The sequence below is a fragment of the Pseudarthrobacter sp. ATCC 49987 genome, from assembly GCF_009928425.1.
GTDB lineage: Bacteria > Actinomycetota > Actinomycetes > Actinomycetales > Micrococcaceae > Arthrobacter.
On record NZ_JAABNS010000001.1, the window covers coordinates 352,537 to 375,922 of the forward strand.

A 23,386-nucleotide genomic window follows, 5' to 3' on the forward strand; every position below is an offset into this window, starting at 1 on the left:
CTAAGACGCCACTATTAGCGGCCATTCCCGTCAAGTGGTTCCACGCGGGCGCTACGCCGTGGGCTCGGGCCCGGTGCCGGGGTCCAGCCGCGCTCCGTCAGCGCACTCCGTACCCGGGTCACTGCAGTCGGTTCCATGCCGGGTGCGACCGGGTCCAGGTCCCGCTGTGTCAACACGACAACGCGCCACCCGGCATCTCTGGCGCTTTCATCTCGGAAGATGTCGCTGCGACGCTGCGCCGGATCCGCGTGATGCGCCCCGTCGTACTGGATCGCGATCCTTTCCTGCTCATAGGACAAGTCTGGGTCCTGGATCCAGCATCCGTACCCGTCGAAGATCGGGACGTTGACCCCGGGCTCCGGCAGGCCATGGCGAACCAGCAGCAGCCGGAGCTCGGTCTCTTTGGGGGAGTCCGTGTTGGCGCGCATCAGGCCCCGGGCACGCATGGCGCGCCGGTAGCCAGCCCTTCCCCGTTTCCCGGCGAGAAAGGTGTCCAATGCATCGACCGTTGTCAGCGGATTCCTTCGGCGCAGCAGGAAGTCGCCGGCCATCACCAGATCATCCAGGCCCAATGTCCCGGCGAGGTCGAACCACGTCCGCAGGGGGGAAGTGCAGCTCACCCAGACGCCGGTCACGATCTCGTCCGGTTGGAGTGACTGCTGATGGCCGACGACATACTTGTACCGCACGGCCCGTTTTCCTGGACCACCCGTCAGGTGGATGACAGTCAGGTTCCCCAGCGAAGGCGGCAGGGGGAAGCCCCAAAGCACTGCTGCAGACAGGTGGCTCACGACGCCGCCGGTCACAACAGCCAGGGCGCGCAATCGTTCCAGCGAAGTGTCCTGCGTGGTGGCCGCTGTGCGCACTCCGTGGCAGGGGTTGATGAGATCCTGAGCCCGGGTCCGACATCGGCTCAGCCCGGCAGCGCGGGCCTGGGCCACGGTGAAAGGCTGGTTTCGAAGCTGCGGGGGAAGCTCGCTGGGAGGTCGCATACAAGCATTCTGCGTCCGTCAGCAGCGGGCTCCGAGGTTATCCACAGAGTGGAGGAGAAGTGGGTCTTGTGACCGACAGGAAGGTGAGTGGGACGCTACAGTGCGCGGAAGGGACGCCGGGAGAGCCCCGGGGTGGGGCATGCGGCCGTGCAAGGGCAGGCTGGACTACTTGACCTCGTCGGTACCCTGCGCGTCGCCACTGCCGCGGGCCTCGCCGGACCCGGATCCGTGTGTGCCCTTGCCGTCGTCGATGGTGCGCTCCTTGGCGTCCAGCTCTGCCTTGAGCTTCTTGAGCCGGTCGGCCTCGGCCTGGTTGCGGCGGCGGAGTTCGAGGTTGCGCAGGAAGTCCGGGTCGTCGTCGGGCGCGATGGTGTGGCTGTACGTGGCGCGCGCTGGGGCGGTTCCGCGGGGGCGGCCAATGAGGAACCACAGGATGGCTCCAATTACCGGAAGGACGATCTGCACCACGATCCAGGCAGGCTTCGAAATGCCCTTGGTCTGGCGGGCATCAGTGCGGATCACGTCGATGAGTCCATAGACAAAGACAACGAGTACTGCGACGGCAACCACTACACGGAGGAGCATGCCTTCAGTTTAGCCGTCGGGGGAGTTCCCGGCGCCTCCTTGTCCCCACAGCTGGCTTGATCCGGCCTGGTGGGGCGGGGCGGCCGCCGGCGGCTAAACTTGGAGTGTGGATTTCCTGAAATACTCCCTGATCCGGCTGGCGCTCTTTGTGCCTCTGTTCGCACTGTTCGTCTACCTCGAGCTCGGATGGCTGCTTGCCGTCCTCTGCGCGGGCATGATGGCGTTCGCGATCAGCTTCCTCTTCTTCCAGAAGCAGCGCGACGCCGCCGCGGCCTCGCTCCACCAGCGGTTCTCGGGCAAGGCCAAGCCTCTGCGCAGTGCCGGGGAAGTGGACGACGCCGACGCCGAAGACCGCCTGGTCGACGCGCACCCGGACATCACCGTGCACACGGACACGCGCCCGAAGGACTCCTAGCCCCCTGCCCCCAACGGGACCGGGAGAGGCCCTAACGGGACCAGGACCCTAGAAGCCGTGGCTCAGCACGAGTCCCAGCGAGAACAGCACCGCATAGCCGAGGTTGATCAGACCGGTCTGTTTGAGCACCGGAATCAGGCTCTTGCGGCGCCGGCCGGCGATCATCAGCCAGGACGGCATCAGGCTGGCCGGGATCAGCAGCAGCACGATCAGCATCCACGGCCGGGACGGCGCCAGGACAATGGGCAGCAGGATGGCGACGGCGAGCATCAGCACGTAGCTTTCCCGGGCATGCTTGTCGCCCAGCCGCACAGCCAGGGTCTTCTTTCCGGCCTTCCGGTCGGTGGGGATGTCGCGGACGTTGTTGGCCATGAGCAGGGCACAGGCGATGAGGCCGGTGCCGATCGCGCCGATGATGGCCGCGAGGCTGATCTGGCCGGCCTGCGTGTAGGTCGTACCGAGGGTAGCGACCAGACCGAAGAACACAAAGACGAACAGGTCGCCCAGGCCGAGATAGCCGTAGGGATTCTTCCCGCCCGTGTAGCCCCAGGCCGCCAGGACGCAGCCCAGGCCCACCAGGATCAACCACCAGGTCTGCGAGAGGATGACCAGGGTCAGGCCGAACACCATCGCGAGCCCGAACGCGGCGAACGCGGCGTACTTTACGTGCTCGGGTTTCGCGGCGCGGGAGCCGACCAGCCGGAGCGGACCCACCCGGTCCTCATCGGTGCCCCGGATGCCGTCCGAATAGTCGTTGGCGTAGTTCACGCCAATCTGCAGCAGCAGGGCCACCATCGCGGCCAGCACGGCGTTGAGGGGACGGAAGGCGTCCATCTCGTACGCGGCCGCGGTGCCGATCAGGACAGGCGCGATCGCGGCCGGCAGGGTGCGCAGTCGGGCGCCTTGGATCCATTGAGCGGCTGTAGCCACGTTTCAGTACCTCGTGTTGGTTTGGCGGCACCGGGAGTGCCCGGCTTATCTATTTTCCCTGATGCAGCCCGGAGAGCCGAACCGTCATGGCAAGGCGGTCCGGTTTTCCGTTCGGCAGCATCAGCAGTTCGCTGGCGGCCAGCACGGTCTTCGGCGCCAGCGGGCCCAATGCGGCGGCCCAGGCAGCGCCCGCGGTGAAGTTCCGGAGGCCCCGCGGGCTGCTGTCCGCCACCGCGACGTACGCGGCGAGGGCCTGTCCCCACTCGGCGGAGGGAACGCCGGCGACGAAGGCGGCCAGCACGCCGTCGAGCTTCTCCAGCTCGGCCTGCACGTGCGCCGCGGAGACCTTGACGCCGCCGGTGATGACGACGTCGTCCGCCCGGCCCAAAACGGTCAGCTTCCCGTCGGCGTCGAGCTCGCCGAGATCGTTGGTCCGGTACCAGCGGATGCCGTCGTCCTCCACGAATGCCGCCGCGCTGAGTTCCGGGGCATCAAGGTAGCCGGCGGCGATGGTGGCCCCGCCGAGCAGGATGCGTCCGTCGTCCGCCACCCGGACCTCGACGCCGTCGAGCGGGACGCCGTCGTACACGCAGCCGCCGCAGGTCTCCGCCGAGCCGTAGGTGGTCACGACCCGTACCCCGGCGTGACGGGCCGCGGCGAGCAGCCCCGGCTGTACCGGGCCGCCGCCGAGCAGGATCCCGTTGAAGCGCCGGAGCACGGCCAGGGTCTCCGCCGAGGGCGAGTCCAGCAGCCGCTGCAGCTGGGTGGGTACGAGCGACGTGAAACGGATCTTGTCCGTCAGTTCGAGCGCCGCGGCGGTGAAGGCCTCCGGAGTGAAGCCGCCGCTGAGGTCCATCGCCCACGGGCGGGTGCCGGCGAACAGCGAGCGGACCAGAACCTGGACGCCGGCCACGTACTGCACGGGCAGGGCCAGCAGCCACTGGCCCTCGCCCCTGAGCGCCAGCGCGGTGGCCATCGAGGAGGCCGCCAGCGCGTCGAGGGTCAGCACGGTCGCTTTGGGCGTGCCGGTGGAGCCGGAGGTCCGCACCACGACGGCGGCGTCCTCGATGCCGGGCGTTTCGGGGAAGGCCAGCACCGGGGAACCGTCCGGCCCGGCGGAGAGCTCGACGGCGGGGCCCTCACCGCGGAGGACAGCGGCCAGCGCGGTTAGGGCGGGCTCGATGTTCACAGCAGTCACGTGATCGCCCTAGAAGTAGTACGGGAAGCTGGACCAGTCCGGATCGCGCTTCTCGAGGAACGCTTCCTTGCCCTCCACGGCCTCGTCGGTCATGTAGGCCAGACGGGTGGCTTCGCCGGCGAAGACCTGCTGGCCAGCCAGTCCGTCGTCGGCCAGGTTGAAGGCGAACTTGAGCATCCGGATGGCCTGCGGGGACTGCCGGGCGATGTCGGCGGCGTACTCCAGCGCCACGTCCTCGAGCCGCGCATGGTCCACGGCCTCGTTCACCGCGCCCATCCGGACCATGTCCTCGGCGGAGTATTCGCGGGCCAGGAAGAAGATTTCGCGGGCGGCCTTCTGGCCGATCTGGCGGGCCAGCAGCGCTGAGCCGTAGCCGGCGTCGAAGCTGCCCACCGTGGCGTCGGTCTGTTTGAACTTGCCGTGCTCGCGGGAGGCGATGGTCAGGTCGGAGACGACGTGCAGGGAGTGCCCGCCGCCTGCCGCCCAGCCGTTCACGACGGCGATGACCACCTTGGGCATGGTGCGCATGAGCCGCTGGACCTCAAGGATGTGCAGCCGTCCGGCGCGTGCCGGATCGATCGTCTCCTTCGTCTCCCCGACAGTGTCTTGTACTACGTACCTGTACCCGTCACGGCCGCGGATCCGCTGGTCCCCGCCGGAGCAGAAGGAGTGGCCGCCGTCTTTGGGGGAGGGGCCGTTGCCGGTGAGCAGCACGGTGGCCACGTCCGGGCTCATCCGGGCGTGGTCCATGGCACGGTACAGCTCGTCCACGGTGCCGGGGCGGAAGGCGTTCCGCACCTCGGGCCGGTCGAAGGCGATGCGGACCGTCGGCAGGTCGCGGACCACGGTGCCGTCGTCGGAACGCTCCACCTGCCGGTGGTAGGTCATGTCCTGGAAGTCGTCGAAGCCGGTCACTGTGCGCCAGCGGGTGGGGTCAAAGACGTCGGATACCTTGGCGGGGATTTCGTTGCTCACAGTCCGAGTCTAGTAATCGCCTCAGCTGATGCAGAACTCGTTGCCTTCCGGGTCCGCCATGGTGTGCCAGGAATGGGGCCCCTCGCTGGCGGTCCAGAGGAAGGTGGCGCCGCGGGCTTCGAGTGCGGTGCGCACCTTGTCCTTGTCGGCGCCGGCGAGCCTCACGTCCCAATGGACCCGGTTTTTGACGGTTTTTTCTTCCGGGACCGTCTGGAAGAGAATGCGGCGGGCGGGCGATTTGGCCTCGAGTTCCTCGGGCGGCCGGATCGCGGCGCCGGTACTCCAGACGAGTTTGCCGTGGTGGAGCTTGGTTTGCGCATCCGTGGCGAAGCCCTGCTCGATCATGGAGCGGATGAAGGCCTCGTCCTGCGGCTCGACGGCCCACTCGAGGGTTTCTGCCCACCAGTCGGCGAGTTCATGCGGGTTCCGGCAGTCGACGGCGATCTGGATGTTCAGTGTCATGGATAGAAACTACGACGTCGGCGCCCGTGGCGGTAGGGGGCAGCGGTGCCCGTCCTAGCCCTGGACCTTCTGCAGCTGCTCCATCACATCCGGCGGGATGGCGTAGATGAAGATGACCGCCAGCAGGTTTTTTGAGGCGTGCACGAAGTAGGAGAACATCACATTCTTGCCGGTCCAGACGTAGACAAACACCAGGACGGCGCCCATCGCGAGATAGGGCATGAGGACCGGAAGGGTCAGGTCCTCCTGGCCGACGATATGCAGGGCCGCGAACAACACGACGGACAAGCCACAGCACACCCAGAGGTTGACCCGCCGGCTGAGCTTGCCGATCAGGAGGTGGCGGAAGATGTACTCCTCCACAAAAGGCCCCACGATCACCAGCAGCGGCACCATCAGCCAGGCCGGCACCTGCTGCATGAGCGCCTGCAGGCCGGCCTGGTTGGCGGACGTCTGCGGCGTTCCGGTGATTGAGGCGAGGACCGCGGTGAGGATCATCATGGCCACAACGGCGAGGGGGACCATGAGCAGGGTGAACCACGGCCGTGTTGCGAGGACCCTGAGGTCCCGCGCGGCGACATGCCGGGCGGCGGCCAGGGCCAGGATCCCGATGCTGCCGTAGAAGATCAGGTTGACGGAGTAGGACGCCACCGCCGGGTTAGGCGACAACTGGAGCATCAGCGGGACCAGCAGTCCGCCGGCCACAGCGAAAAAAGCAGCGACAGCTACATAGAGGCCTGCCGTGAGGTAGTCGAGCCGCGAGAACCTGTACAGTTCCGGCCGCGGTGCTGGTGTGCGGAGAGCGGTGCCCATGCCACCAGCCTAGCGCCGTGGCGGGACGGCAGAGTCAAACGCAACCGATCATCCCGCCGTCCCAGTACCTCCGTACCCCAGTACCTCCGTACCCCAGTACCTCCGTACCCCAGTACCTCAGTTACAGCCGGCGGTGTCATACTTGACGCCGCACGACGCACGCCGCCGCCGGGCAGGCCGGCACCTACCTGCAAGGACTTCTTGAGCGAACATCTCCGCCTTTCGGGCGTATCCCATGGTTACGGGGACCGGCAGCTGTTTGCCGGCGTCGACATTGCCATCACAGCCGGTGAGCATGTGGCGATCGTCGGCGAAAACGGCGCGGGCAAATCCACGCTGCTCCGGATTTTGGCCGGGCTCGAGGCCCCGGACGAGGGCACCGCCGTCAGCCAGGGCCGCGTGGGCTATCTTGCCCAAACCCTGGGCCTGCCTGATGCGTTCACCGTGAGCAACGCGATCGATGCCGCGCTGGAATCGCTCCGCGAAATGGAGGCCGAGCTGGAGCGTCTGGAAGACGGGCTGGCTGGAGCGGAAGCAGATGAACTGGAACGCTACGGAAACCTGCAGACGCAGTACCAACTCAGGGAAGGCTATGCCGCGGAATCCCGGGTGGAGGCGGCGCTGGACCGGCTTGGCCTCGGCGGACTGGACCGGGCGCGGACCCTGGGCTCGCTCTCCGGCGGGGAGCAGGAACGCGTGGCACTGGCCTGCGTGCTGGCCGATCCCGCGGACCTCCTCCTCCTGGACGAACCCACAAACCACCTTGACGCCAGCGGCACGTCCTGGCTGGAGGCGCGGCTGGCCGCGCACCGCGGAACCGTGGTGGTGGTCTCCCACGACCGCGTCCTGTTGCGCAAAGTGGCATCAACAGTGATTGAAGTCGATGCCGAACGCCTTACGGTCAACCGGTACGGCAACGGCTACGAAGGCTACCTGCGGGAGAAGGCGGCCGAGCGCCAGCGCTGGACGCAGCAGTACCACGGGTGGCTGGACTCGATGGCGGCCGAACGGCTCCAGGCGGACACCGTCGCGGGGACGATGGGCTACGCCCGCCAGCGCGACAACGACAAGATGGGGTTCGACTTCAAAGCCGGCACGTGGCAAAAGGCAGCTACCAGCAAGGTCCGCAACGCCCAGGAACGTCTCCGCCGGCTGGAGGCAAACCCCATCGACCGGCCGCCGGTGCCCCTGAAACTGGCGACGGAGCTGCGGGCGGACGTTGCGGCGGGTCCCGCTCTCGAAGCGACGGGAGTGACGGTGCCCGGTCGCCTGGAACCGACGGACCTCAGGGTGGAGGCGGGCCAGAAGATCCTCATCACCGGTCCCAATGGTGCCGGCAAGTCCACGCTGCTCGCCGTCCTCGCGGGCACGCTGGAACCGGCCAAAGGCACTGTAGTGCGGCACGGCCGGATCGGATACCTGCAGCAGGAACTGGAGCTTCCGCAGCGCCCGGGGCTGCGCCTCTTGCCGGCTTTCGCCGCGGGCCTGGGCGGCAACATCGATGAGCACGCCGAGGCGCTGCTCCGGCTCGGGCTCTTCCGGACCAGCGAATTCCACGTCCCGGTGGGAAGCCTTTCCGCAGGGCAACAACGCAGGCTGGCGCTCGCCCGCCTCCTCCTGGGCGGGTACGGAACGATGCTCGTGGATGAGCCCACCAACCATCTGGCGCCCGTGCTGGTGGAACAGCTCGAAGCGGCCCTTTCGGACTTCGCAGGGACACTGGTCCTGGTCAGCCACGACCGCGCGCTCGGGGAGTGGTTCAGCACTTGCGCCCTTCAAAACAGCACCGGGACCCGCGCCGGGCACGGGGCCAAGGCCGGGAACGGGCTCCGGTACGCCATGCGCGACGGCGCCCTGGCCTAACGGACGGACGTGCCGGGATTTGCCGGTCCAAAATCGAACATCATTCGGCAATTCGGCCGGTACGGCGTCAATAATTAGCGGAAATGTCCGAGGGGTGTTGCCCCCGTCACTCCCGGGTCCTGAATGCTAGTACGATAGATGAGCCGCGCGAACTTCGACGCTTGTGAGGTTCGGTACATGTCTTGGTCCCTGCGAGGGGCTTGGGCCCGAATTTTGTGTACTTGAATCCACGGTCCCTTCCCGGCCATACCTCGACCTACAAGGAAACAGCTGTGCCATCAAATACCCCCACAGAACTTAAGAGCCCGACGGCGCAATCCGCCGTCGTCGACTCGACTCTCAGCGCCGAGGGCTACCAGAAATCCCTGAGCGGTCGCCAGGTCACCATGATCGCGATGGGCGGCGCCATCGGCGTCGGCCTGTTCATGGGTGCCGGCGGACGGCTGGCCTCCACCGGCCCCGCGCTCATCTTCTCCTACGCCATCGCCGGCGTCATCGCTTACCTGCTGATGCGCGCCCTGGGTGAGCTCATCATGTACCGCCAGACGTCGGGCTCCTTCGTCAGCTACGCCGGCGAAATGTTCGGCAAGAAGGGCGCATACCTGTCCGGCTGGATGTACTTCATCAACTGGGCGATGACCGGCATTGCCGAGCTCATCGCGATCGGTCTGTACTTCCAGTTCTTCTTCCCCAACGTGCCGGTGGAACTGACCGCGATCGCGGCGCTGCTGCTGCTGGTGGGCGTCAACCTCCTGAGCGTCAAGGCGTTCGGCGAATTCGAATTCTGGGCCTCCGTCCTCAAGGTCGGCGCCATCCTCATCTTCCTGGCCGTGGGCACCTTCATGGTGGTTACCAACGCCCAGGTGGGCCCCGGCCACGCGTCGGTCAACAACCTCTTCGCGGCCGAAGGCGGAATGTTCCCCAAGGGCGCGCTGGTCATGATCCTGGTCCTGAACGCCGTGATCTTCGCCTACAACGGCATTGAGCTCGTCGGCATCACCGCCGGTGAGATGCAGGATCCGGCCAAGGAAGTGCCCAAGGCGATCCGCGCCGTCGTTTTCCGCATCGTGGTCTTCTACGTCGGTTCCGTCACCCTCCTGGCCATGTTGCTTCCCTCGGACCAGTACGTGGCGGGCACCTCGCCGTTCGTCACCGTGTTCGGGCAGATGGGCCTCGGCTGGATGGGCGATGTCATGAACATGATCGTCATCACCGCCGCGCTGTCCTCCTGCAACTCGGGCCTCTACTCGATCGGCCGGGTCTTCCGCACCATGGCCAACAACGGGCATGCCCCGCATTGGCTGACCAAGATGTCCAAGAGCCACGTGCCGTACGCCGCCATCCTGGCCATCGGCGGCGTCTACCTCGTAGGCATCCTGCTCAACATCTGGCTCGGCGGCTCGCACGCCTTCGACCTCGCGCTGAACTCCGCATCGATCGGTGTGATCTTCACGTGGGGCGCCATCTTCGCCAGCCAGATCGCGCTGCGCAAGACCAAGGGCAAGGTCTCGTCCCTGCCCGCGCCGGGCGGAACCCGGGCCAGCTGGGCCGGCCTGATTTCCCTGCTCGTCATCACGGTGCTCATCGGTTTCGACACCATGACCAGCAAGACCGGTGAAGTGTTCCACCTCGGACTCTGGACCCTGGCGACCATCCCGTTCTTCGCGCTCGTGCTGTGGCTTGGCTGGCAGAAGGTCAAGAATAACGAACCGACGAACGCGCTCTTCAACTAGCCGCTACAGGCAACATCCAAGCGGACGACGACGGCGGGCCTCCAGTGCGGGGGCCCGCCGTTGTTGGCTTTAAGCTGCGGCTGCGGCATTCCTTCGACGGCGCTCGACGGCGTTCGCGGCGCCAACTCTGTGTCGAGGCAGCATCGACGTGACGAAGATGGCCGCTAACCGGGGTGGCATAGAGGCCAGTTGTGGTGAATCGCGGGTCTGCGGGGCCCCGCGCCCAGGGGTCGCATCCGCCCGGGCGCACAAAAAACGGCGGCGGCCATCCCCCAAAGGAATGTCCGCCGCCGCTATTCGAAAGGACTAGTCCTTCTTGAAGGCGTCCTTGACGTTCTCGCCGACCTTCTTTGCGTCGGCTACAACCTGGTCCTTCTGGCCCTCGGCGCGAAGCTCGTCGTTGTTCGTGGCGTTGCCAGTAGCTTCCTTGGCCTTGCCACCGAGGTGCTCTGCTTCGTTCTGAATCTTGTCTCCGATACCCATGGTGTGAACCACCTCTCGTTTCCGGTTGAAATTCAACGTTCATTCACCATAACACAAAGCATGCTTAGTAATTCAAGGGGGCATCCTGCGCTGCAGGGATGAAATCTGCCGCGAGGCCGGGCTAGGCTCGATGCTATGGACCACAAAACCAGCCTGACCCAGCATGTCAACGCGCCGGCGGACAAGGTGTGGGCCGTCATTTCCGACATCCCCGGTTCGGCCGCAACCCTGTCCGGCATTGATTCGATCCAGATGCTGTCCGACGGCCCGTACGGCGAGGGTACGCGCTGGAAGGAAACCCGCACCATGATGGGCCGGTCGGAAACGGTGGAAATGTGGGTGTCCCAGGCCGACCCGCCCCGGAGCACAACGGTGAAGGCGGTGCAGGGCCGGGCGGACTACACCACCCGCTTCGCGCTGGTCGATCGCGACGGCGGCACGGACCTGACGCTGACCTTCGGCGCCGAAATCCTGAATCCCTCCCGGATGAGCAAGCTGGCGATGGCGCTCCTTGGAAAACTGGGCATGCGCATCACCCGAAAGGCCCTCGCCAAGGACCTGGCGGAGATCGCAGCCCGGGCCGAGTCGCTCTGATGGTGCGCGGCACCGCGGGGCCGAAGATGCCCAAAGTGACCGCGCCGAGGCTCAGCCCGGTCCGGCTGGCGGACCTGCGGGACGACCCGTCCCCGGATTTCCAGTCCGGCGAACGGTACGACGGCGTCCGGTACAGCAAGGCATCCGCTGACGGGCTTGAACTTGGCGGCACCGACTTCGCCGAGTGCGATTTCCAGGGTGTTTCCTTCAACGAGACGCAGCTGCGGGGCGCCTCCTTCCGGGACTGCATCCTGGCGGAGCTGTACGCGCCCGTGTTCATGGCGGCCCGGAGCACGCTGCGCGACGTCGAGATCGGCAACCCCCGCTGGGGTTCCGCGGAACTTTATGAAAGCGGCTGGCAGTCCGTGCGGATCGACGGCGGCAAGCTCGACTACGTGAACCTCCGCGGTTCCAGGCTCACGGACGTGCAGATTAGCGACTGCATCATCAACGAGCTGGACCTGGGCTCCTGTGCGGCGACGCGGGTGGCGCTGAAGAACTGCACGATCGGCACCCTCGACGTGTCCGGGGCCCGGCTCAAGGACTTTGACATCCGGGGCACGGACTTCCGCGCCATCAGCGGGCTCGAAAGTCTCGCAGGCCTCGTCATCGACGACTACCAGCTGGGCCTGCTGGCCCCGCTGATGGCGAGCCACCTCGGCGTCGTCGTCGCGTAATCCTGCGGGGCCTTCATTGACCCCCTTGCCGTGCCGTGTAATCTTTATAGAACGAACGGTCGGTAAATTGGCGCACTAGCGGGTCGAACGCAGTGGCCGCGGCCGGTGAGTGTTTTTTCGATGACAGTGCCGTTTATCGCGTGAAGGGTGTACCCATGGCATCAGCAGTTGCAGGACCACAGGCATTTCTCGTAGGCGGTGCCCGCACTGCGGTGGGCCGGTACGGCGGGGCACTTTCCGCGGTCCGCCCCGATGACCTGGCTGCCCTGGTGGTCCGCGAGGCTGTGGCCCGGGCCGGGCTGGACCCGGACAGCATCGACGAGGTCATCCTCGGTAACGCCAACGGCGCCGGCGAGGAGAACCGCAATGTCGCCCGGATGGCCACCGTCCTGGCCGGCCTGCCGCTGCACATCCCTGGCATCACCGTGAACCGGCTCTGCGCCTCCGGGCTGAGCGCCATCATCATGGCCAGCCAGATGATCAAGTCCGGGGCCGCGGACATCGTGATCGCCGGCGGCGTCGAATCCATGAGCCGCGCCCCCTGGGTCCAGGAGAAGCCGCAGACCGCCTTCGCGAAGCCGGGACAGATCTTCGATACCTCCATTGGGTGGCGCTTCGTGAACCCGCTATTCCAGAGGGGTGAGCTGTCCCGCGGCGGGAAGATGACCTACTCCATGCCGGAAACGGCCGAGGAAGTCGCCCGCGTGGACGGGATCACCCGTGAGGACGCCGACGCCTTTGCCGTCCGCTCCCACGAACGCTCCCTCGCGGCCATCGCCGCCGGCCGCTTCGCCGACGAGATCGTCCCGGTCACCGTCAAGACCCGCAAGGGCGAAACCGTCGTCGACACCGACGAGGGCCCCCGTGCCGGCACCACGATGGACGTCCTGTCGGGACTGCGCCCCGTCGTCGCCGGCGGCTCGGTGGTCACGGCCGGCAACTCCTCCACCCTCAACGACGGCGCCTCCGCCATCATCGTCGCCTCGGAGGCGGCCATCGAGCGGCTCGGCCTCACCCCGCGTGCCCGGATCATCGACGGTGCCTCCGCCGGCTGCGAACCCGAAATCATGGGCATCGGCCCCGTCCCGGCCACCCGGAAGGTGCTCGCACGGACCGGCCTGAGCGTCGGTGACCTCGGCGCCGTCGAACTCAACGAAGCCTTCGCCACCCAGTCGCTCGCGACGATGCGCCGGCTCGGCCTGGACCCCGAGATCGTAAACCGCGACGGCGGCGCGATCTCCCTGGGGCACCCGCTGGGTTCGTCCGGCTCACGGCTCGCGATCACCCTGCTGGGCCGGATGGAGCGCGAGGACGCCCGGATCGGCCTCGCCACCATGTGCATTGGCGTCGGCCAGGGCACCGCGATGCTGCTGGAACGCGTCTAGTGGCCGCCGCGACGACGGGTCTCAACCCGCAGGATTTCAGCACGCTGAAGGTCGAGGAGCGCGAGGACCGGCTGGTGGTGCTCCTGAACCGGCCCGAGGTCCGCAACGCGATCGACCAGCAGATGGTCGACGAGCTGCACGCCGTCTGCGCTGCGCTGGAGCAGACCCCAAAGGTGCTGATTATTGCCGGCACGGAGGGCATCTTCGCTTCCGGCGCGGACATCGGCCAGCTGCGCGAACGCCGCCGCGACGACGCCCTGCGGGGCATCAACTCCACGATTTTCGTCCGGATCGCCAAGCTTCCGATGCCGGTCATTGCGGCCCTGGACGGTTTCTGCCTCGGCGGCGGGGCCGAACTGGCTTACGCTGCGGACTTCCGGATCGGTACACCCTCGGTGCGGATCGGCAACCCGGAAACCGGCCTGGGCATCCTGGCAGCCGCCGGTGCCAGCTGGCGGCTGAAGGAACTGGTGGGGGAGCCGGTGGCCAAGGAAATCCTGCTGGCCGGCACGGTGCTGCGCGCCGACCGGGCCCTCGCCGTGAACCTCATCACCGAGATCCACGAGGCCCCCGATCTGATGGCCGCCGCCCACGCCCTGGCCGACAGGATCGCCGGCCAGGACCCGCTCGCCGTCCGGATCACCAAGTCGGTGTTCCACGCCCCCGCCGAGGCACATCCCCTGATTGATGAGCTGGCGCAGGGAATCCTCTTTGAATCCCAGGCAAAATTCGACCGCATGCAGTCATTCTTGGATAAGAAAACAGCTAAGAAGGCTGCCAAGTCATCGGCCCAGCAGTCAGCCACGACGTCCGAGCAGGATCCAGACCGGAAGAAGAACTGACCATGAGCAACTCCACACTCCCCGCGAACCTTCCCGACTCTGTCGGGGTGCTGGGCGGCGGCCGGATGGGCGCCGGCATCGCGCATGCCTTCCTGATCAACGGTGCCAACGTCCTCGTCGTCGAGCGAGATGAGGAAGCAGCCGAGGCCGCCCGCGAACGGGTGGAATCGGCGGCGGCCAAGAGCATCGAGCGCGGCGCCACGGACGGCAACCTGGACGAAATGGTCTCGCGGCTGTCGGTGACGGTGGACTACGACGACTTCAAGGACCGCCAGCTGGTCATCGAGGCCGTCCCGGAGGACTGGGACCTGAAAGTCGCCTCGCTGCGCGGCATCGAGGAACGCCTGGCCGACGGCGCGTACGTCGCCTCCAACACCTCCTCCATCTCAGTCAACGCACTGGCCCGCGAGCTGGCGCGCCCGCAGAACTTCCTGGGGCTGCACTTCTTCAACCCGGTCCCGGCGTCAACCCTGATCGAGGTCGTCCTCGGCGAACACACCTCCGAGCCGCTGGCCCAGGCCGCCCGCGGCTGGGTCGAGGCGCTGGGCAAGACCGCCGTCGTCGTCAATGACGCCCCCGGCTTCGCCTCCTCCCGGCTCGGCGTCGCGATCGCGCTCGAGGCGATGCGCATGGTCGAGGAGGGCGTGGCGTCCGCGGAGGACATCGACAACGCCATGGTCCTGGGCTATAAGCACCCCACCGGACCGTTGCGGACCACGGACATCGTGGGCCTGGACGTCCGCCTCGGCATCGCCGAATACCTCGCCTCCACCCTGGGGGAGCGCTTCGCGCCGCCGCAGATCCTGCGCGACAAGGTGGCCCGCGGCGAACTCGGACGCAAATCCGGCAAGGGCTTCTTCGACTGGAGCAAGTGACCGGCTGACAGGTGCCGGGGCCGGTACCCCTAGGATGGTGCGGTGACTTCCCTGGACCGCCCCGCGATCGCTCCCATCACCCTGACCGGCAAATACGTCATCCTCGAGCCGCTGAGCCCGGACCACCACGACGGCCTCGTCGAGGCGGCCCGGGACGGCGAATTGTGGCACCTCTGGTACACCAGCGTGCCCGCGCCGGAGCAGATGGCCGCCGAGATTGAGCGGCGCCTGGCCCTGCAGGAGAGCGGCTCCATGCTGCCCTTCACCACGCGGCTGCTTGACCCCGCCACCGGCGGGCCGGGCCGCGTGATCGGCATGACCACCTACATGAACATCGACGCCGCCACGCCCCGGGTGGAGATCGGCTCCACCTGGAACGCGGCGTCCGTGCACGGCAGCGGCAGCAACCCGGATTCCAAGTTGCTGCTGCTGCGGCACGCCTTCGAAACGCTGGGCTGCCCCGCCGTCGAGTTCCGGACGCACTGGCTCAACCACCAGTCCCGCGAGGCGATCGCCCGGCTGGGCGCCAAGCAGGACGGAGTGCTCCGCAGCCACACCCGCAGTGCTGATGGCGCGTTGCGGGACACCGTGGTGTACTCCATCCTGGAACACGAGTGGCCGATGGTCCGGAACGCGCTGGAGTCCCGGCTGGCCAAGCGGCGCTAGGGTGCCGTGTAGGCCTGTGCGGCGCTCAGTGCTGTGTAGTACGCCTGGTAGCCCTTGGCGTTCGGGTGGAAGCTATCTGCGTTACCGGTGACGCCGTTAATCCACGGGTCGTCGGGTGAGAGAATGCCGTGGCCGGCGAACTCGGTCCGGACGTCGACGTACTGCACCCGGCGGTCCTGGGTGTTGGTGGCCCCGGCGGCGTCGGCGATTTTCTCGTTCAGTTGGTCAGCCAGGAAGGTGGCCTGGTAGATGAATTGGGACATCGAATCGGTCAGGCCGGCGGGGAGCGGATCGAAGAGGTAGGGGTAGCCGGTCACCACAATCTTGGCGTTGGGCGCGGCCGCCTGCACGCTCCGGATCATCGCGGCCACATCACGGCCCAGCTGTCCGCTGACGAGCAAGTCCATCGCGGTAGCGGTGGCTCGAGCACACGCGGGAGCAAGGTCGGGATTGGCAGAGCCGCAGTTGGTGACGATGTCCCCGAACCCGAGGTTGTTGCCGCCGGCGGTGATGGTCACCAGCCGTGTGGTTGTGTTCAGCTGGAGCAGCTGTGTGTTCACGACGTCCTGCGTCGTCTTGCCGCTGCAGGCCGCGTTCGTGACCAGCTTGATGGCCTTGGTATCAGCCGCGAGCTCGGCATAGCTGTTATCGCTGCGGTAACAAGTATCGTTCTTGTACTCACCGGCGCCCTGGCCCGCGGCGTAGGAGTCGCCGAGCGCGATGTACTTGGTCTTGTCCACGGCCTGCGCCGGGGCCGCTGCCAGACCTGCTGCCATTGCCAGGGCGGCGAGACCGGCAGCCAGGGCCGTTCGACGGCGTCGAAGTTTCAGAGTTCCCATGGTGTTTCCCCTCAATAGCACGCTGGTTTCAGCGACCGTGCCGCGAAGACGTGTCAGTCCCGGCTGCAGGCGAGCTGAAAAGTAGCCCGGCGGCTACCGGGTTCACCGTCACCCTACGCGGACGCCTGTACCCCACACCCTGCCAATGGGCCCTATGTGGGAAACTTTTCCAATGCAGGGGAACCTGTCCCGTTGTGGGTATCTTTCGCAATCCTGCCCGTGGATCGGCGCCGGTGCGTGTGCTTGACTTTCAGGATGACAATTCCCGCCGCCTCCCCGGGCCCAGCCCGGGGAATGAGGGTACCCGAAGCGATGCAGTGGGACGGTGCGGTCAACGCCTGGCACGTTGCCGGCAGCGTGTTCCGGATGGGGCGCCGTGAATGGCTCACCGACGCCGGGTGGCAGCAGGCGTACGACGGCGGCATCCGGACGGTGATCGATCTCCGCAACCCGGAGGAGATCCGTCGCCGCGACACCGACCCCCAGGTGAGGCCGGAGACCCTGGCCGCGTTCGACGTCGTGCACGCCCCCACCGAGGACCCCGGCAACAGCGAGTTCCGCGAGCTCTGCGTTCCCTACCTGAATGATCCGGCGTCCTATGCGGACAATGCCCGGATCTTCCCGGACAAGCTGGCCGCGGTGTTCCGCGCCGTGGCGGCGGCGCGCGGCGGCGTCGTGATCCATTGTTCCGCCGGCCGGGACCGCAGCGGGATGATCGCGGCCATGCTCCAGGACCTCGCCGGAGCGGGCGAGGACGCCATCGCGCAGGGTTACGAGCGCGCCATGCGTGGGATCAACGAGCACCACCGGGTGTCTGGCATCCCGCATCCGCATGAGCGGTACCTGCCCGAGGACGCCCTTGCGCCGCTGCTCGAAACGCGGCTGGAAAGCCTGCTGCAGTTTGTTCGGCATGTGAGGACCGGGGATTTCCTAAGCCACAATGGCATAACGGACCGGGAGCGGACTGCCATTCTCGCCAAATTGGGGCGCTAGAGTAACCGGGTGAAGACTCCGAGGTATCAGCTGACAGTGCGCGCGGTGGCGGCTGCCGCCATCGCGATCGCGGGATCGTTCTATGCCGTTCCTGCCCTGGCCGAAGCCGGGGGACCGGAACCCGCTCCTACCTCCTCACCGACAGCGACCGCCAGCCCGGCAGCGCCGGTTGATACGACGACGCCGGCAGTGGCGCCGGAAGTCAGCGACGCCGGACTCGCCGAGGCCGTCCGGCGCGATTTGGGTATGACGCTCGAGGAATTCAATGCAGCCGGCCAGCTGGCCAGGACCGCCGCCGACGCCGTTCCCTCGCTGCGGGAGCTGCCCGGCTACTTGGGGATCAGCCTGCTGGACGGCAAAATCCTCGTCGAAGGCAGCGGCGCCGAGCTGCAGTCCCGGGTGAACGAACTGAACGGGACGGGAACCTCGGGAGTGTTCGTTCTCGTGGCTCCGGCAGCTGAGTCCTCGGCTGCCCCCTCGACCACTCCTTCGGCTACTCCGACGGAGGCTCCTACCGCTGCTCCCTCGGCGGCCGAACTGGTGGCGTCCAGCACCGAGCAGCTGTTCCAGGCCTATGTCCGCGAGGTTGGCCCTGCCGGCCTGCAGGCCGTGGCCTACTCCGGGGGGCGCTTCATCATCCGCACCGGCGGAACGAACGCCGCCGAAGCGGACCTGCCCCCGGTGCCGGACCAGCAAGCCGCGCCGGTGCCGACTGCCCCGGCGACGACTGCCGCGGCGCCAGGGAAGATCTCCCCGGCCGACTTCGTGGCCCGCTACGCCAACGTCCAGCTGGAGCAAGCGCCTCCCCTCGCGACCGAAGCGGACGTGTACGGCGGAGAGGGCTACGTCATTGACTCACCTCCCCGGCGGACCATCTGCTCGACCGGATTTGGCGCGTTCAGTGCGGCGGGTCTGCCGGTCGTCCTGACGGCGGGGCACTGCGCCGAGGACGGCACAGCCGCCGTCATCGGACTTGAGCCACCGACCTCCGCGACGGCGGGTGGCTCGTTGCCCCTTCCCGGCAGCCTCGCGTCGTTCGGCAGCTTCGGATTCAGCCAGTTCGGCGGACTCCAAAACTCATGGGTCTTGAACCCACTGTGGAACACGGACGATCCCGGAGAACCCGGCAACGTCGGCACGGACATCGCCGTTATTGAGTCACTGAACGGCGGCGTAAACGTCCAGCCGGCCGCGACCACCTGGGCCAGCGCCGCGAACCCGGGCTCTACCGCCGTGAAGATCATCGGCATGGTCGCCCCGTTCAAGGGCCAGGAAGTGTGCCGCTCCGGACGGACCGACGGCTGGTCCTGTGGGCAGGTGGAAGAAACCGGCATCTACGTGGTGGGCGGAAGAACCACCGATCCGGCCGACGTGCGCGCATTCAGGGGCTTCCTGTCCAAGAATGTCCAGTCCAGTGGCGGTGACTCCGGCGGCCCGTGGATCAGCGGCAATTATGCCGTGGGCACCCACTCGGCCGGCGAGACCAGTGGAGAGAACTTCGCCATCGCCACCACGCTGGAAGACTCCCTGACCAAGATTCCCACCGCCGTGCAGCTCCAGCTGTTCCTGAACAAGCCGGAACTCGTGGCCCCGGAAAATCTGACCTTCATGGAAGGCCAACCGATCACGGGCCGGGTCCCGGCGGCCCCGGCGTCGGCCGTTGCCGCCAACTCGAAAGTGCGCATCACTGTTGCGAACCAGGCACCCCTGGAGGTGCCCGTCGACCCGGCCGGCAACTGGACCTACCCCGCACCCGCGACCACCGGACCGCTGTCATTCACCGCGGAAACGGTGAACGGATTCAGCCACTCGGGCGCCGCTTCCGTGGCCGTCAACATCTCCGACCTCGACGCCCCGGTGATCACCGCCCCTGAAGGGGGAGCGGCTTTGAGGACGCTCAACCGCATCGACGGCACCGGAACCCCCAGCCAGACGGTGAAACTCACCGGCGACGTCAGCGGCTCCGCCGTCGTCGGGCCGGACGGCCGCTGGAGCATCCCGGTCGCCGGGCCCGTCTATGGCCAGATCGCCGTGCACGCCGTGCAGACGGCTCCCTCGCACGAGGACAGCCCCTCCGTGACGCGCACGTTCACCGTCACCCCGGTAGCCCCGGCGGTCGCTTCGATCGTGGACGGGCTGCACTTCAGCCAGGACTCGCTTCCCGGGACGATTTCCGGGACGGGCCTCGACGGCGCCGACGTCACCGTCTCGATCGACGGGACGCCGGCCGGTGCTGCCCAGGCAGGGGCCGGCGGTGCCGGGGCGGGGGCGCGCGCAGTGGTCCGCTCCCTGGTTCCGCACATCCTCGTGGCAGGCGGGCGCTGGAGTATCCCGTTCCCCTCCGGCCTCGCCGTGGGGGCGCACACGCTTTCCGTCACCCAATCGGTCGACGGCGTTGCCTCGGACCCGCTGCTGCTGACCTTTACGATTGACGCCCCGGCCGTTGCGCCCGCTGGGCCCGCTGTTCCGCCGGCCGGTCCAGCCGTGCTTCCGGCCGGCGCCGGCCAGCTGCCGGACACCGGCGCCGGGCAGCTGCTGCTGATGGGAGCCTTCGCCGCGGGAGCGACCCTGCTGGGCGGCCTGCTGCTGGGTGGTTCCCAACTGGCCGCGGCACGGCGCCGGCTGGTCCGCTAACTGCCGCACCGACTGGACGTCAGCCAGCCAGAGGTCCGGGCGGAACACCTCGTACTGGATGTCTTTGGCCCGGACGCCGCTTGCCACCAGCGCGCTCCGGACGGACTTCAGGAACGGCAGGGGACCGCAGAGGTGCTGCGACCTCCAGCCCCTTAGTTCTTGCGGTCCAGCAACAGGTTGGTGATCCGCAGGGTGCAGAGCCGCTGCCCCGCCTCGTTGGTGATCAGCACCTCGTGGGTGGTCACGGTGCCGCCGAGATGGATGGGGGTCGCGGTGATCGTGATGAGCCCCTCGCGGGCGGACTTGTGGTGGGTGGCCGAGACGTCCACGCCGACGGCGGTCTTGCCCAGGGTGCTGGCGTGGATGACCGCAGCCCAGGAGCCCACCGCCTCCCCGACTGCCAGCGAGGCGCCGCCGTGCAGCAGCCCGAAGGACTGCCGGTTGCCCTCCACCGGCATGGTGGCGACCACCCGCTCGACGGATTCCTCGACGATCTTCACGCCCATTTTCTCGTCGAGTTCCCCGAGGGTGATCTTCCACAGCTCGGTATTCCGGGGCTCAGGCGTCATAAGGTCTCCTTTTTGGCCGGAAATCCAGGGGCTCAGGCCGGTCAGTGCCGCCGCAGCTAGTGTGCGGCAGGCCTCATTCATGTACTGTAGACATATTACCGAACGGACGGTCAGTAATGCTGGCCGTGTTGATCTTGCCCCCGTTGGAAGGACCCGTCAACGATGACCACCACTGCAACCGCTCCGGAACCCACAGTAGACACTGTCGAGATCGTTCCCAGCTTCATCCGGGATTCCTGGTGGACTCCCGACGCCGGCGCCGCAGCAGCCGCCGCGTCCGTTCTGGACGCCAGCACCGGTGAACTCCTCGCCAAGGTGAGCACCGAGGGACTCGACCTCGCCGCCGTCGTGGACTACGGACGCACCACCGGCCAGGCGGAACTGGGCAAGCTGACCTTCCACCAGCGCGCGCTCAAGCTCAAGGAGCTGGCGCAGTACCTCAACGGCCGGCGCGAGGAGTTCTACGCGCTCTCCTTCCAGACCGGCGCCACCAAGATTGACTCCATGGTCGACATCGACGGCGGCATCGGCGTGCTCTTCACGTTCGGTTCCAAGGGCCGGCGTGAATTGCCCAACTCCCAGGTGATCGTGGACGGCCCCATGGAGGTGCTGTCCAAGGACGGTTCCTTCGCCGGCGAGCACATCTACACCCGCATCCCCGGCGTCGCCGTGCAGATCAACGCCTTCAACTTCCCGGTCTGGGGCATGCTCGAGAAGTTCGCGCCCGCCTTCATCGCCGGCGTGCCCACCATCGTCAAGCCCGCCACTCCCACCGGCTACGTCACCGCCGCCGTGGTCAAGGCGATCATCGACTCCGGCATCCTGCCCAAGGGCTCGCTGCAGCTGATCTCCGGCTCGGTCCGCACCATGCTGGACCACCTCGACTACCGCGACATCGTGGCCTTCACCGGCTCCGCCTCCACCGCCAACACGCTCAAGTCCCACGTCAACGTGGTCAAGGGCGGGGTCCGCTTCACCTCGGAAACCGACTCCCTCAACGCCTCGATCCTGGGCCCGGACGCCGTCAAGGGCACGCCGGAGTTCGACGCCTTCATCAAGTCCCTCGTCACCGAGATGACCGCCAAGGCCGGCCAGAAGTGCACCTCGATCCGCCGGGCCATCGTGCCGCAGGAGCTGGTGCAGGACGTCATCGCCGCCGTGGGGGAGCGGATCAAGGAACGCATTGTCCTCGGCGACCCGCGCGCCGAAGGCGTCAACATGGGCGCCCTGGCGTCCCTGGAGCAGCTCGCCGATGTGCGCGCCGCCGTCCAGTCCATGCTCGACGCCGGCGGCGAACTCGCCTACGGCACGCTTGATTCGCCGAAGGTCACCAGCGCGGACGGCACCGTCGGCGTCGTCGCCGACGGCGCGTTTATGTCCCCCGTGCTGCTGAGCTGGGCGGATCCGGAAGCCGACGAGGTCCACTCGCTGGAAGCGTTCGGCCCGGTTTCCTCGGTGATCGGCTACACGGACCTGGCCGACGCCGTCCGCCTCGCGGCCCGCGGCGGCGGTTCGCTCGTCGCCTCGGTCTGCACCAATGATCCCGAGGTTGCCCGCGAACTGGTCACCGGCATCGCTGCCCACCACGGCCGCGTGCACATGCTCAACCGCGAGGATGCGCGCAGCTCCACCGGCCACGGTTCGCCGGTCCCGCACCTGGTCCACGGCGGCCCGGGCCGCGCCGGCGGCGGCGAGGAGCTCGGCGGCATCCGCTCCGTCCTGCACCACATGCAGCGCACGGCGATCCAGGGCTCACCGAACATGCTGACCGCCGTCACGGGCGTCTGGCACACCGGGGCCGACCGCAACTTCACGCTCGAGACCGAAGGCCAGCACCCGTTCCGGAAGCACCTGAGCACGCTGCACATCGGCGACGCGATCCGCTCCGGGCTGCGGGAAGTGACCCTGGACGAAATCACGAAGTTCGCCAACTCCACCGGCGACACCTTCTACGCCCACACCAACCAGGAGGCAGCGGCGGCCAACCCGTTCTTCCCGGGCATCGTGGCGCACGGTTACCTGTTGCTGGCCTGGGGCGCCGGGCTGTTCGTGGAGCCCGCACCGGGCCCCGTGCTGGCGAACTATGGCCTGGAAAGCCTGCGCTTCATCACCCCGGTGGCCGCAGGCGATTCCATCCGGGTCACCCTGACCGCCAAGAAGATCACACCCCGCGAGACGGACGAGTACGGCGAAGTGGCCTGGGACGCCGTCCTGACGAACCAGAACGACGAAATCGTGGCCACCTACGACGTCCTCACCCTCGTGGAGAAGTAGCCCGCCCTTTACTGCCGCCGAGGTGAGATTTCGCGCCCATTGTCCCCGCGGACATGGGCGCGAAGTCTCACCTCGAGGCGTATATTGGCCGACTCTTTCCGCCCCGCTCCGGCGTAGAATTTTGATCGTAGGAGGTGGCGAAATGACCCTATTGTTGAACAAAGCCACAACGGTCCTGCCAGTCGATGATGCAGAGCGTGCCCACCGGTTCTATGCGGACACCCTGGGCCTCCCGCACCGTGGTGTGGCAGACGATGGAAGCGAACTATTCGGCAGCGACGGCGGCCCCATGCTGCAGTTGATGCCCGTCAGGGACGGAAAGCATTCCGAGCACACCACCCTGAGTTTCGAAGTCTCGGAGATCGAACGGACCGTCCAGGAGATGGAGTCCAAGGGCGTCCAGTTCCAGGACTACGACCTGCCGGATCTCAAGACCGAGAACCACATCTGTACGACGGATTCGGAGAAGTGCGCCTGGTTCATGGACACGGAGCACAACATCCTCTGCGTCCACGAGAACATCACGACGGCGGCTGACTACCAGCTCTGACGGCAGTTCCCGACACACAAGGAACAGCACACAAGGAAC

23 protein-coding genes are annotated in these 23,386 nt (G+C 67.1%); 13 read left to right on the forward strand and 10 right to left on the reverse strand.

All coding sequences use genetic code 11. The features are described from left to right. Nucleotides 1-14: 14 nt before the first annotated feature. Nucleotides 15-992 (reverse strand): hypothetical protein, encoded by a 978-nt coding sequence (locus GXK59_RS01680; RefSeq protein ID WP_237393743.1) that lies wholly within the window; start codon nt 990-992, stop codon nt 15-17. A gap of 165 nt (nt 993-1,157) precedes the next feature. Further along, complete coding sequence (locus tag GXK59_RS01685; protein ID WP_160663850.1) at nt 1,158-1,577, reverse strand: PLD nuclease N-terminal domain-containing protein; 420 nt, start codon at nt 1,575-1,577, stop codon at nt 1,158-1,160. Nucleotides 1,578-1,683: 106 nt separating this feature from the next. Here GXK59_RS01685 and GXK59_RS01690 point away from each other — a divergent pair, with 106 nt between their 5' ends. Further along, the gene (locus GXK59_RS01690; RefSeq protein ID WP_160663852.1) at nt 1,684-1,992 is read left to right on the forward strand and encodes a DUF4229 domain-containing protein; all 309 of its coding nucleotides are present in this window, start codon (nt 1,684-1,686) and stop codon (nt 1,990-1,992) included. Nucleotides 1,993-2,040: 48 nt separating this feature from the next. Here the strand turns inward: GXK59_RS01690 and GXK59_RS01695 are convergent, their stop codons facing one another. The 5 genes from GXK59_RS01695 to GXK59_RS01715 are packed head-to-tail and all read right to left on the reverse strand — an operon-like array spanning nt 2,041 to nt 6,370. Continuing rightward, entirely contained in the window at nt 2,041-2,922 is an 882-nt protein-coding gene (locus tag GXK59_RS01695; RefSeq protein WP_160663854.1) for a 1,4-dihydroxy-2-naphthoate polyprenyltransferase, read from the reverse strand. 49 nt (nt 2,923-2,971) lie between these two features. Next, the gene (locus tag GXK59_RS01700) at nt 2,972-4,111 is read right to left on the reverse strand and encodes an AMP-binding protein (RefSeq protein ID WP_160668932.1); all 1,140 of its coding nucleotides are present in this window, start codon (nt 4,109-4,111) and stop codon (nt 2,972-2,974) included. A gap of 18 nt (nt 4,112-4,129) precedes the next feature. Beyond that, on the reverse strand, nt 4,130-5,095 hold the full coding sequence (locus GXK59_RS01705; protein ID WP_160663856.1) for a 1,4-dihydroxy-2-naphthoyl-CoA synthase: 966 nt from the start codon (nt 5,093-5,095) through the stop codon (nt 4,130-4,132). A 21-nt stretch (nt 5,096-5,116) separates the two neighbouring features. Next, the gene (locus GXK59_RS01710) at nt 5,117-5,557 is read right to left on the reverse strand and encodes a VOC family protein (RefSeq protein ID WP_160663858.1); all 441 of its coding nucleotides are present in this window, start codon (nt 5,555-5,557) and stop codon (nt 5,117-5,119) included. Between the two features lie 54 nt (nt 5,558-5,611). Then, the gene (locus GXK59_RS01715) at nt 5,612-6,370 is read right to left on the reverse strand and encodes a CPBP family intramembrane glutamic endopeptidase (protein ID WP_160663860.1); all 759 of its coding nucleotides are present in this window, start codon (nt 6,368-6,370) and stop codon (nt 5,612-5,614) included. Nucleotides 6,371-6,571: 201 nt separating this feature from the next. On the opposite strand from GXK59_RS01715, the gene GXK59_RS01720 reads away from it, so the two are divergent. Together GXK59_RS01720 and GXK59_RS01725 are read left to right on the forward strand one after the other, a co-directional pair. Next, on the forward strand, nt 6,572-8,233 hold the full coding sequence (locus GXK59_RS01720; RefSeq protein WP_160663862.1) for an ABC-F family ATP-binding cassette domain-containing protein: 1,662 nt from the start codon (nt 6,572-6,574) through the stop codon (nt 8,231-8,233). A 272-nt stretch (nt 8,234-8,505) separates the two neighbouring features. Further along, nucleotides 8,506-9,966, forward strand: coding sequence for an amino acid permease (locus tag GXK59_RS01725; protein WP_160663864.1), 1,461 nt, complete (start codon nt 8,506-8,508; stop codon nt 9,964-9,966). Nucleotides 9,967-10,272: 306 nt separating this feature from the next. Here GXK59_RS01725 and GXK59_RS01730 read toward each other — a convergent pair whose 3' ends face one another. Further along, the gene (locus GXK59_RS01730; RefSeq protein ID WP_035739049.1) at nt 10,273-10,449 is read right to left on the reverse strand and encodes a CsbD family protein; all 177 of its coding nucleotides are present in this window, start codon (nt 10,447-10,449) and stop codon (nt 10,273-10,275) included. Between the two features lie 135 nt (nt 10,450-10,584). Between GXK59_RS01730 and GXK59_RS01735 the strand changes: the two genes are divergently transcribed. The 6 genes from GXK59_RS01735 (at nt 10,585) to GXK59_RS01760 (ending at nt 15,488) form a co-directional block, all read left to right on the forward strand. Next, the gene (locus GXK59_RS01735; protein WP_160663866.1) at nt 10,585-11,043 is read left to right on the forward strand and encodes an SRPBCC family protein; all 459 of its coding nucleotides are present in this window, start codon (nt 10,585-10,587) and stop codon (nt 11,041-11,043) included. Nucleotides 11,044-11,069: 26 nt separating this feature from the next. Beyond that, entirely contained in the window at nt 11,070-11,720 is a 651-nt protein-coding gene (locus GXK59_RS01740) for a pentapeptide repeat-containing protein (protein WP_237393745.1), read from the forward strand. A 155-nt stretch (nt 11,721-11,875) separates the two neighbouring features. Beyond that, nucleotides 11,876-13,105, forward strand: coding sequence for a thiolase family protein (locus GXK59_RS01745; protein ID WP_160663870.1), 1,230 nt, complete (start codon nt 11,876-11,878; stop codon nt 13,103-13,105). Then, on the forward strand, nt 13,105-13,947 hold the full coding sequence (locus GXK59_RS01750) for an enoyl-CoA hydratase/isomerase family protein (protein ID WP_160663871.1): 843 nt from the start codon (nt 13,105-13,107) through the stop codon (nt 13,945-13,947). Before GXK59_RS01745 ends, GXK59_RS01750 begins: the two co-directional genes overlap by 1 nt. A gap of 2 nt (nt 13,948-13,949) precedes the next feature. Further along, a complete protein-coding gene (locus GXK59_RS01755) occupies nt 13,950-14,822 on the forward strand; it encodes a 3-hydroxyacyl-CoA dehydrogenase family protein (RefSeq protein ID WP_160663873.1) in 873 nt (290 codons plus the stop codon). A gap of 42 nt (nt 14,823-14,864) precedes the next feature. Continuing rightward, nucleotides 14,865-15,488, forward strand: coding sequence for a GNAT family N-acetyltransferase (locus GXK59_RS01760; RefSeq protein ID WP_160663875.1), 624 nt, complete (start codon nt 14,865-14,867; stop codon nt 15,486-15,488). Here GXK59_RS01760 and GXK59_RS01765 read toward each other — a convergent pair. Continuing rightward, nucleotides 15,485-16,327 (reverse strand): SGNH/GDSL hydrolase family protein, encoded by an 843-nt coding sequence (locus GXK59_RS01765; RefSeq protein WP_160663877.1) that lies wholly within the window; start codon nt 16,325-16,327, stop codon nt 15,485-15,487. The two genes, GXK59_RS01760 and GXK59_RS01765, sit on opposite strands and share 4 nt — an antisense overlap. 312 nt (nt 16,328-16,639) lie before the next feature. Here GXK59_RS01765 and GXK59_RS01770 point away from each other — a divergent pair, with 312 nt between their 5' ends. Both GXK59_RS01770 and GXK59_RS01775 read left to right on the forward strand, forming a co-directional pair. Further along, the gene (locus GXK59_RS01770) at nt 16,640-17,320 is read left to right on the forward strand and encodes a tyrosine-protein phosphatase (protein WP_160668933.1); all 681 of its coding nucleotides are present in this window, start codon (nt 16,640-16,642) and stop codon (nt 17,318-17,320) included. Between the two features lie 9 nt (nt 17,321-17,329). Continuing rightward, nucleotides 17,330-19,954: a S1 family peptidase gene (locus tag GXK59_RS01775; protein ID WP_160663879.1), complete on the forward strand. Its 2,625-nt coding sequence runs from the start codon at nt 17,330-17,332 to the stop codon at nt 19,952-19,954. Nucleotides 19,955-20,106: 152 nt separating this feature from the next. Here the strand turns inward: GXK59_RS01775 and GXK59_RS01780 are convergent, their stop codons facing one another. Beyond that, the gene (locus GXK59_RS01780; RefSeq protein ID WP_160663881.1) at nt 20,107-20,523 is read right to left on the reverse strand and encodes a PaaI family thioesterase; all 417 of its coding nucleotides are present in this window, start codon (nt 20,521-20,523) and stop codon (nt 20,107-20,109) included. A gap of 162 nt (nt 20,524-20,685) precedes the next feature. Between GXK59_RS01780 and paaZ the strand changes: the two genes are divergently transcribed. Next, on the forward strand, nt 20,686-22,797 hold the full coding sequence (gene paaZ / locus GXK59_RS01785) for a phenylacetic acid degradation bifunctional protein PaaZ (RefSeq protein ID WP_160663883.1): 2,112 nt from the start codon (nt 20,686-20,688) through the stop codon (nt 22,795-22,797). Between the two features lie 142 nt (nt 22,798-22,939). After that, complete coding sequence (locus GXK59_RS01790) at nt 22,940-23,347, forward strand: VOC family protein (RefSeq protein WP_160663885.1); 408 nt, start codon at nt 22,940-22,942, stop codon at nt 23,345-23,347. The last annotated feature ends 39 nt before the right edge of the window (nt 23,348-23,386 follow it).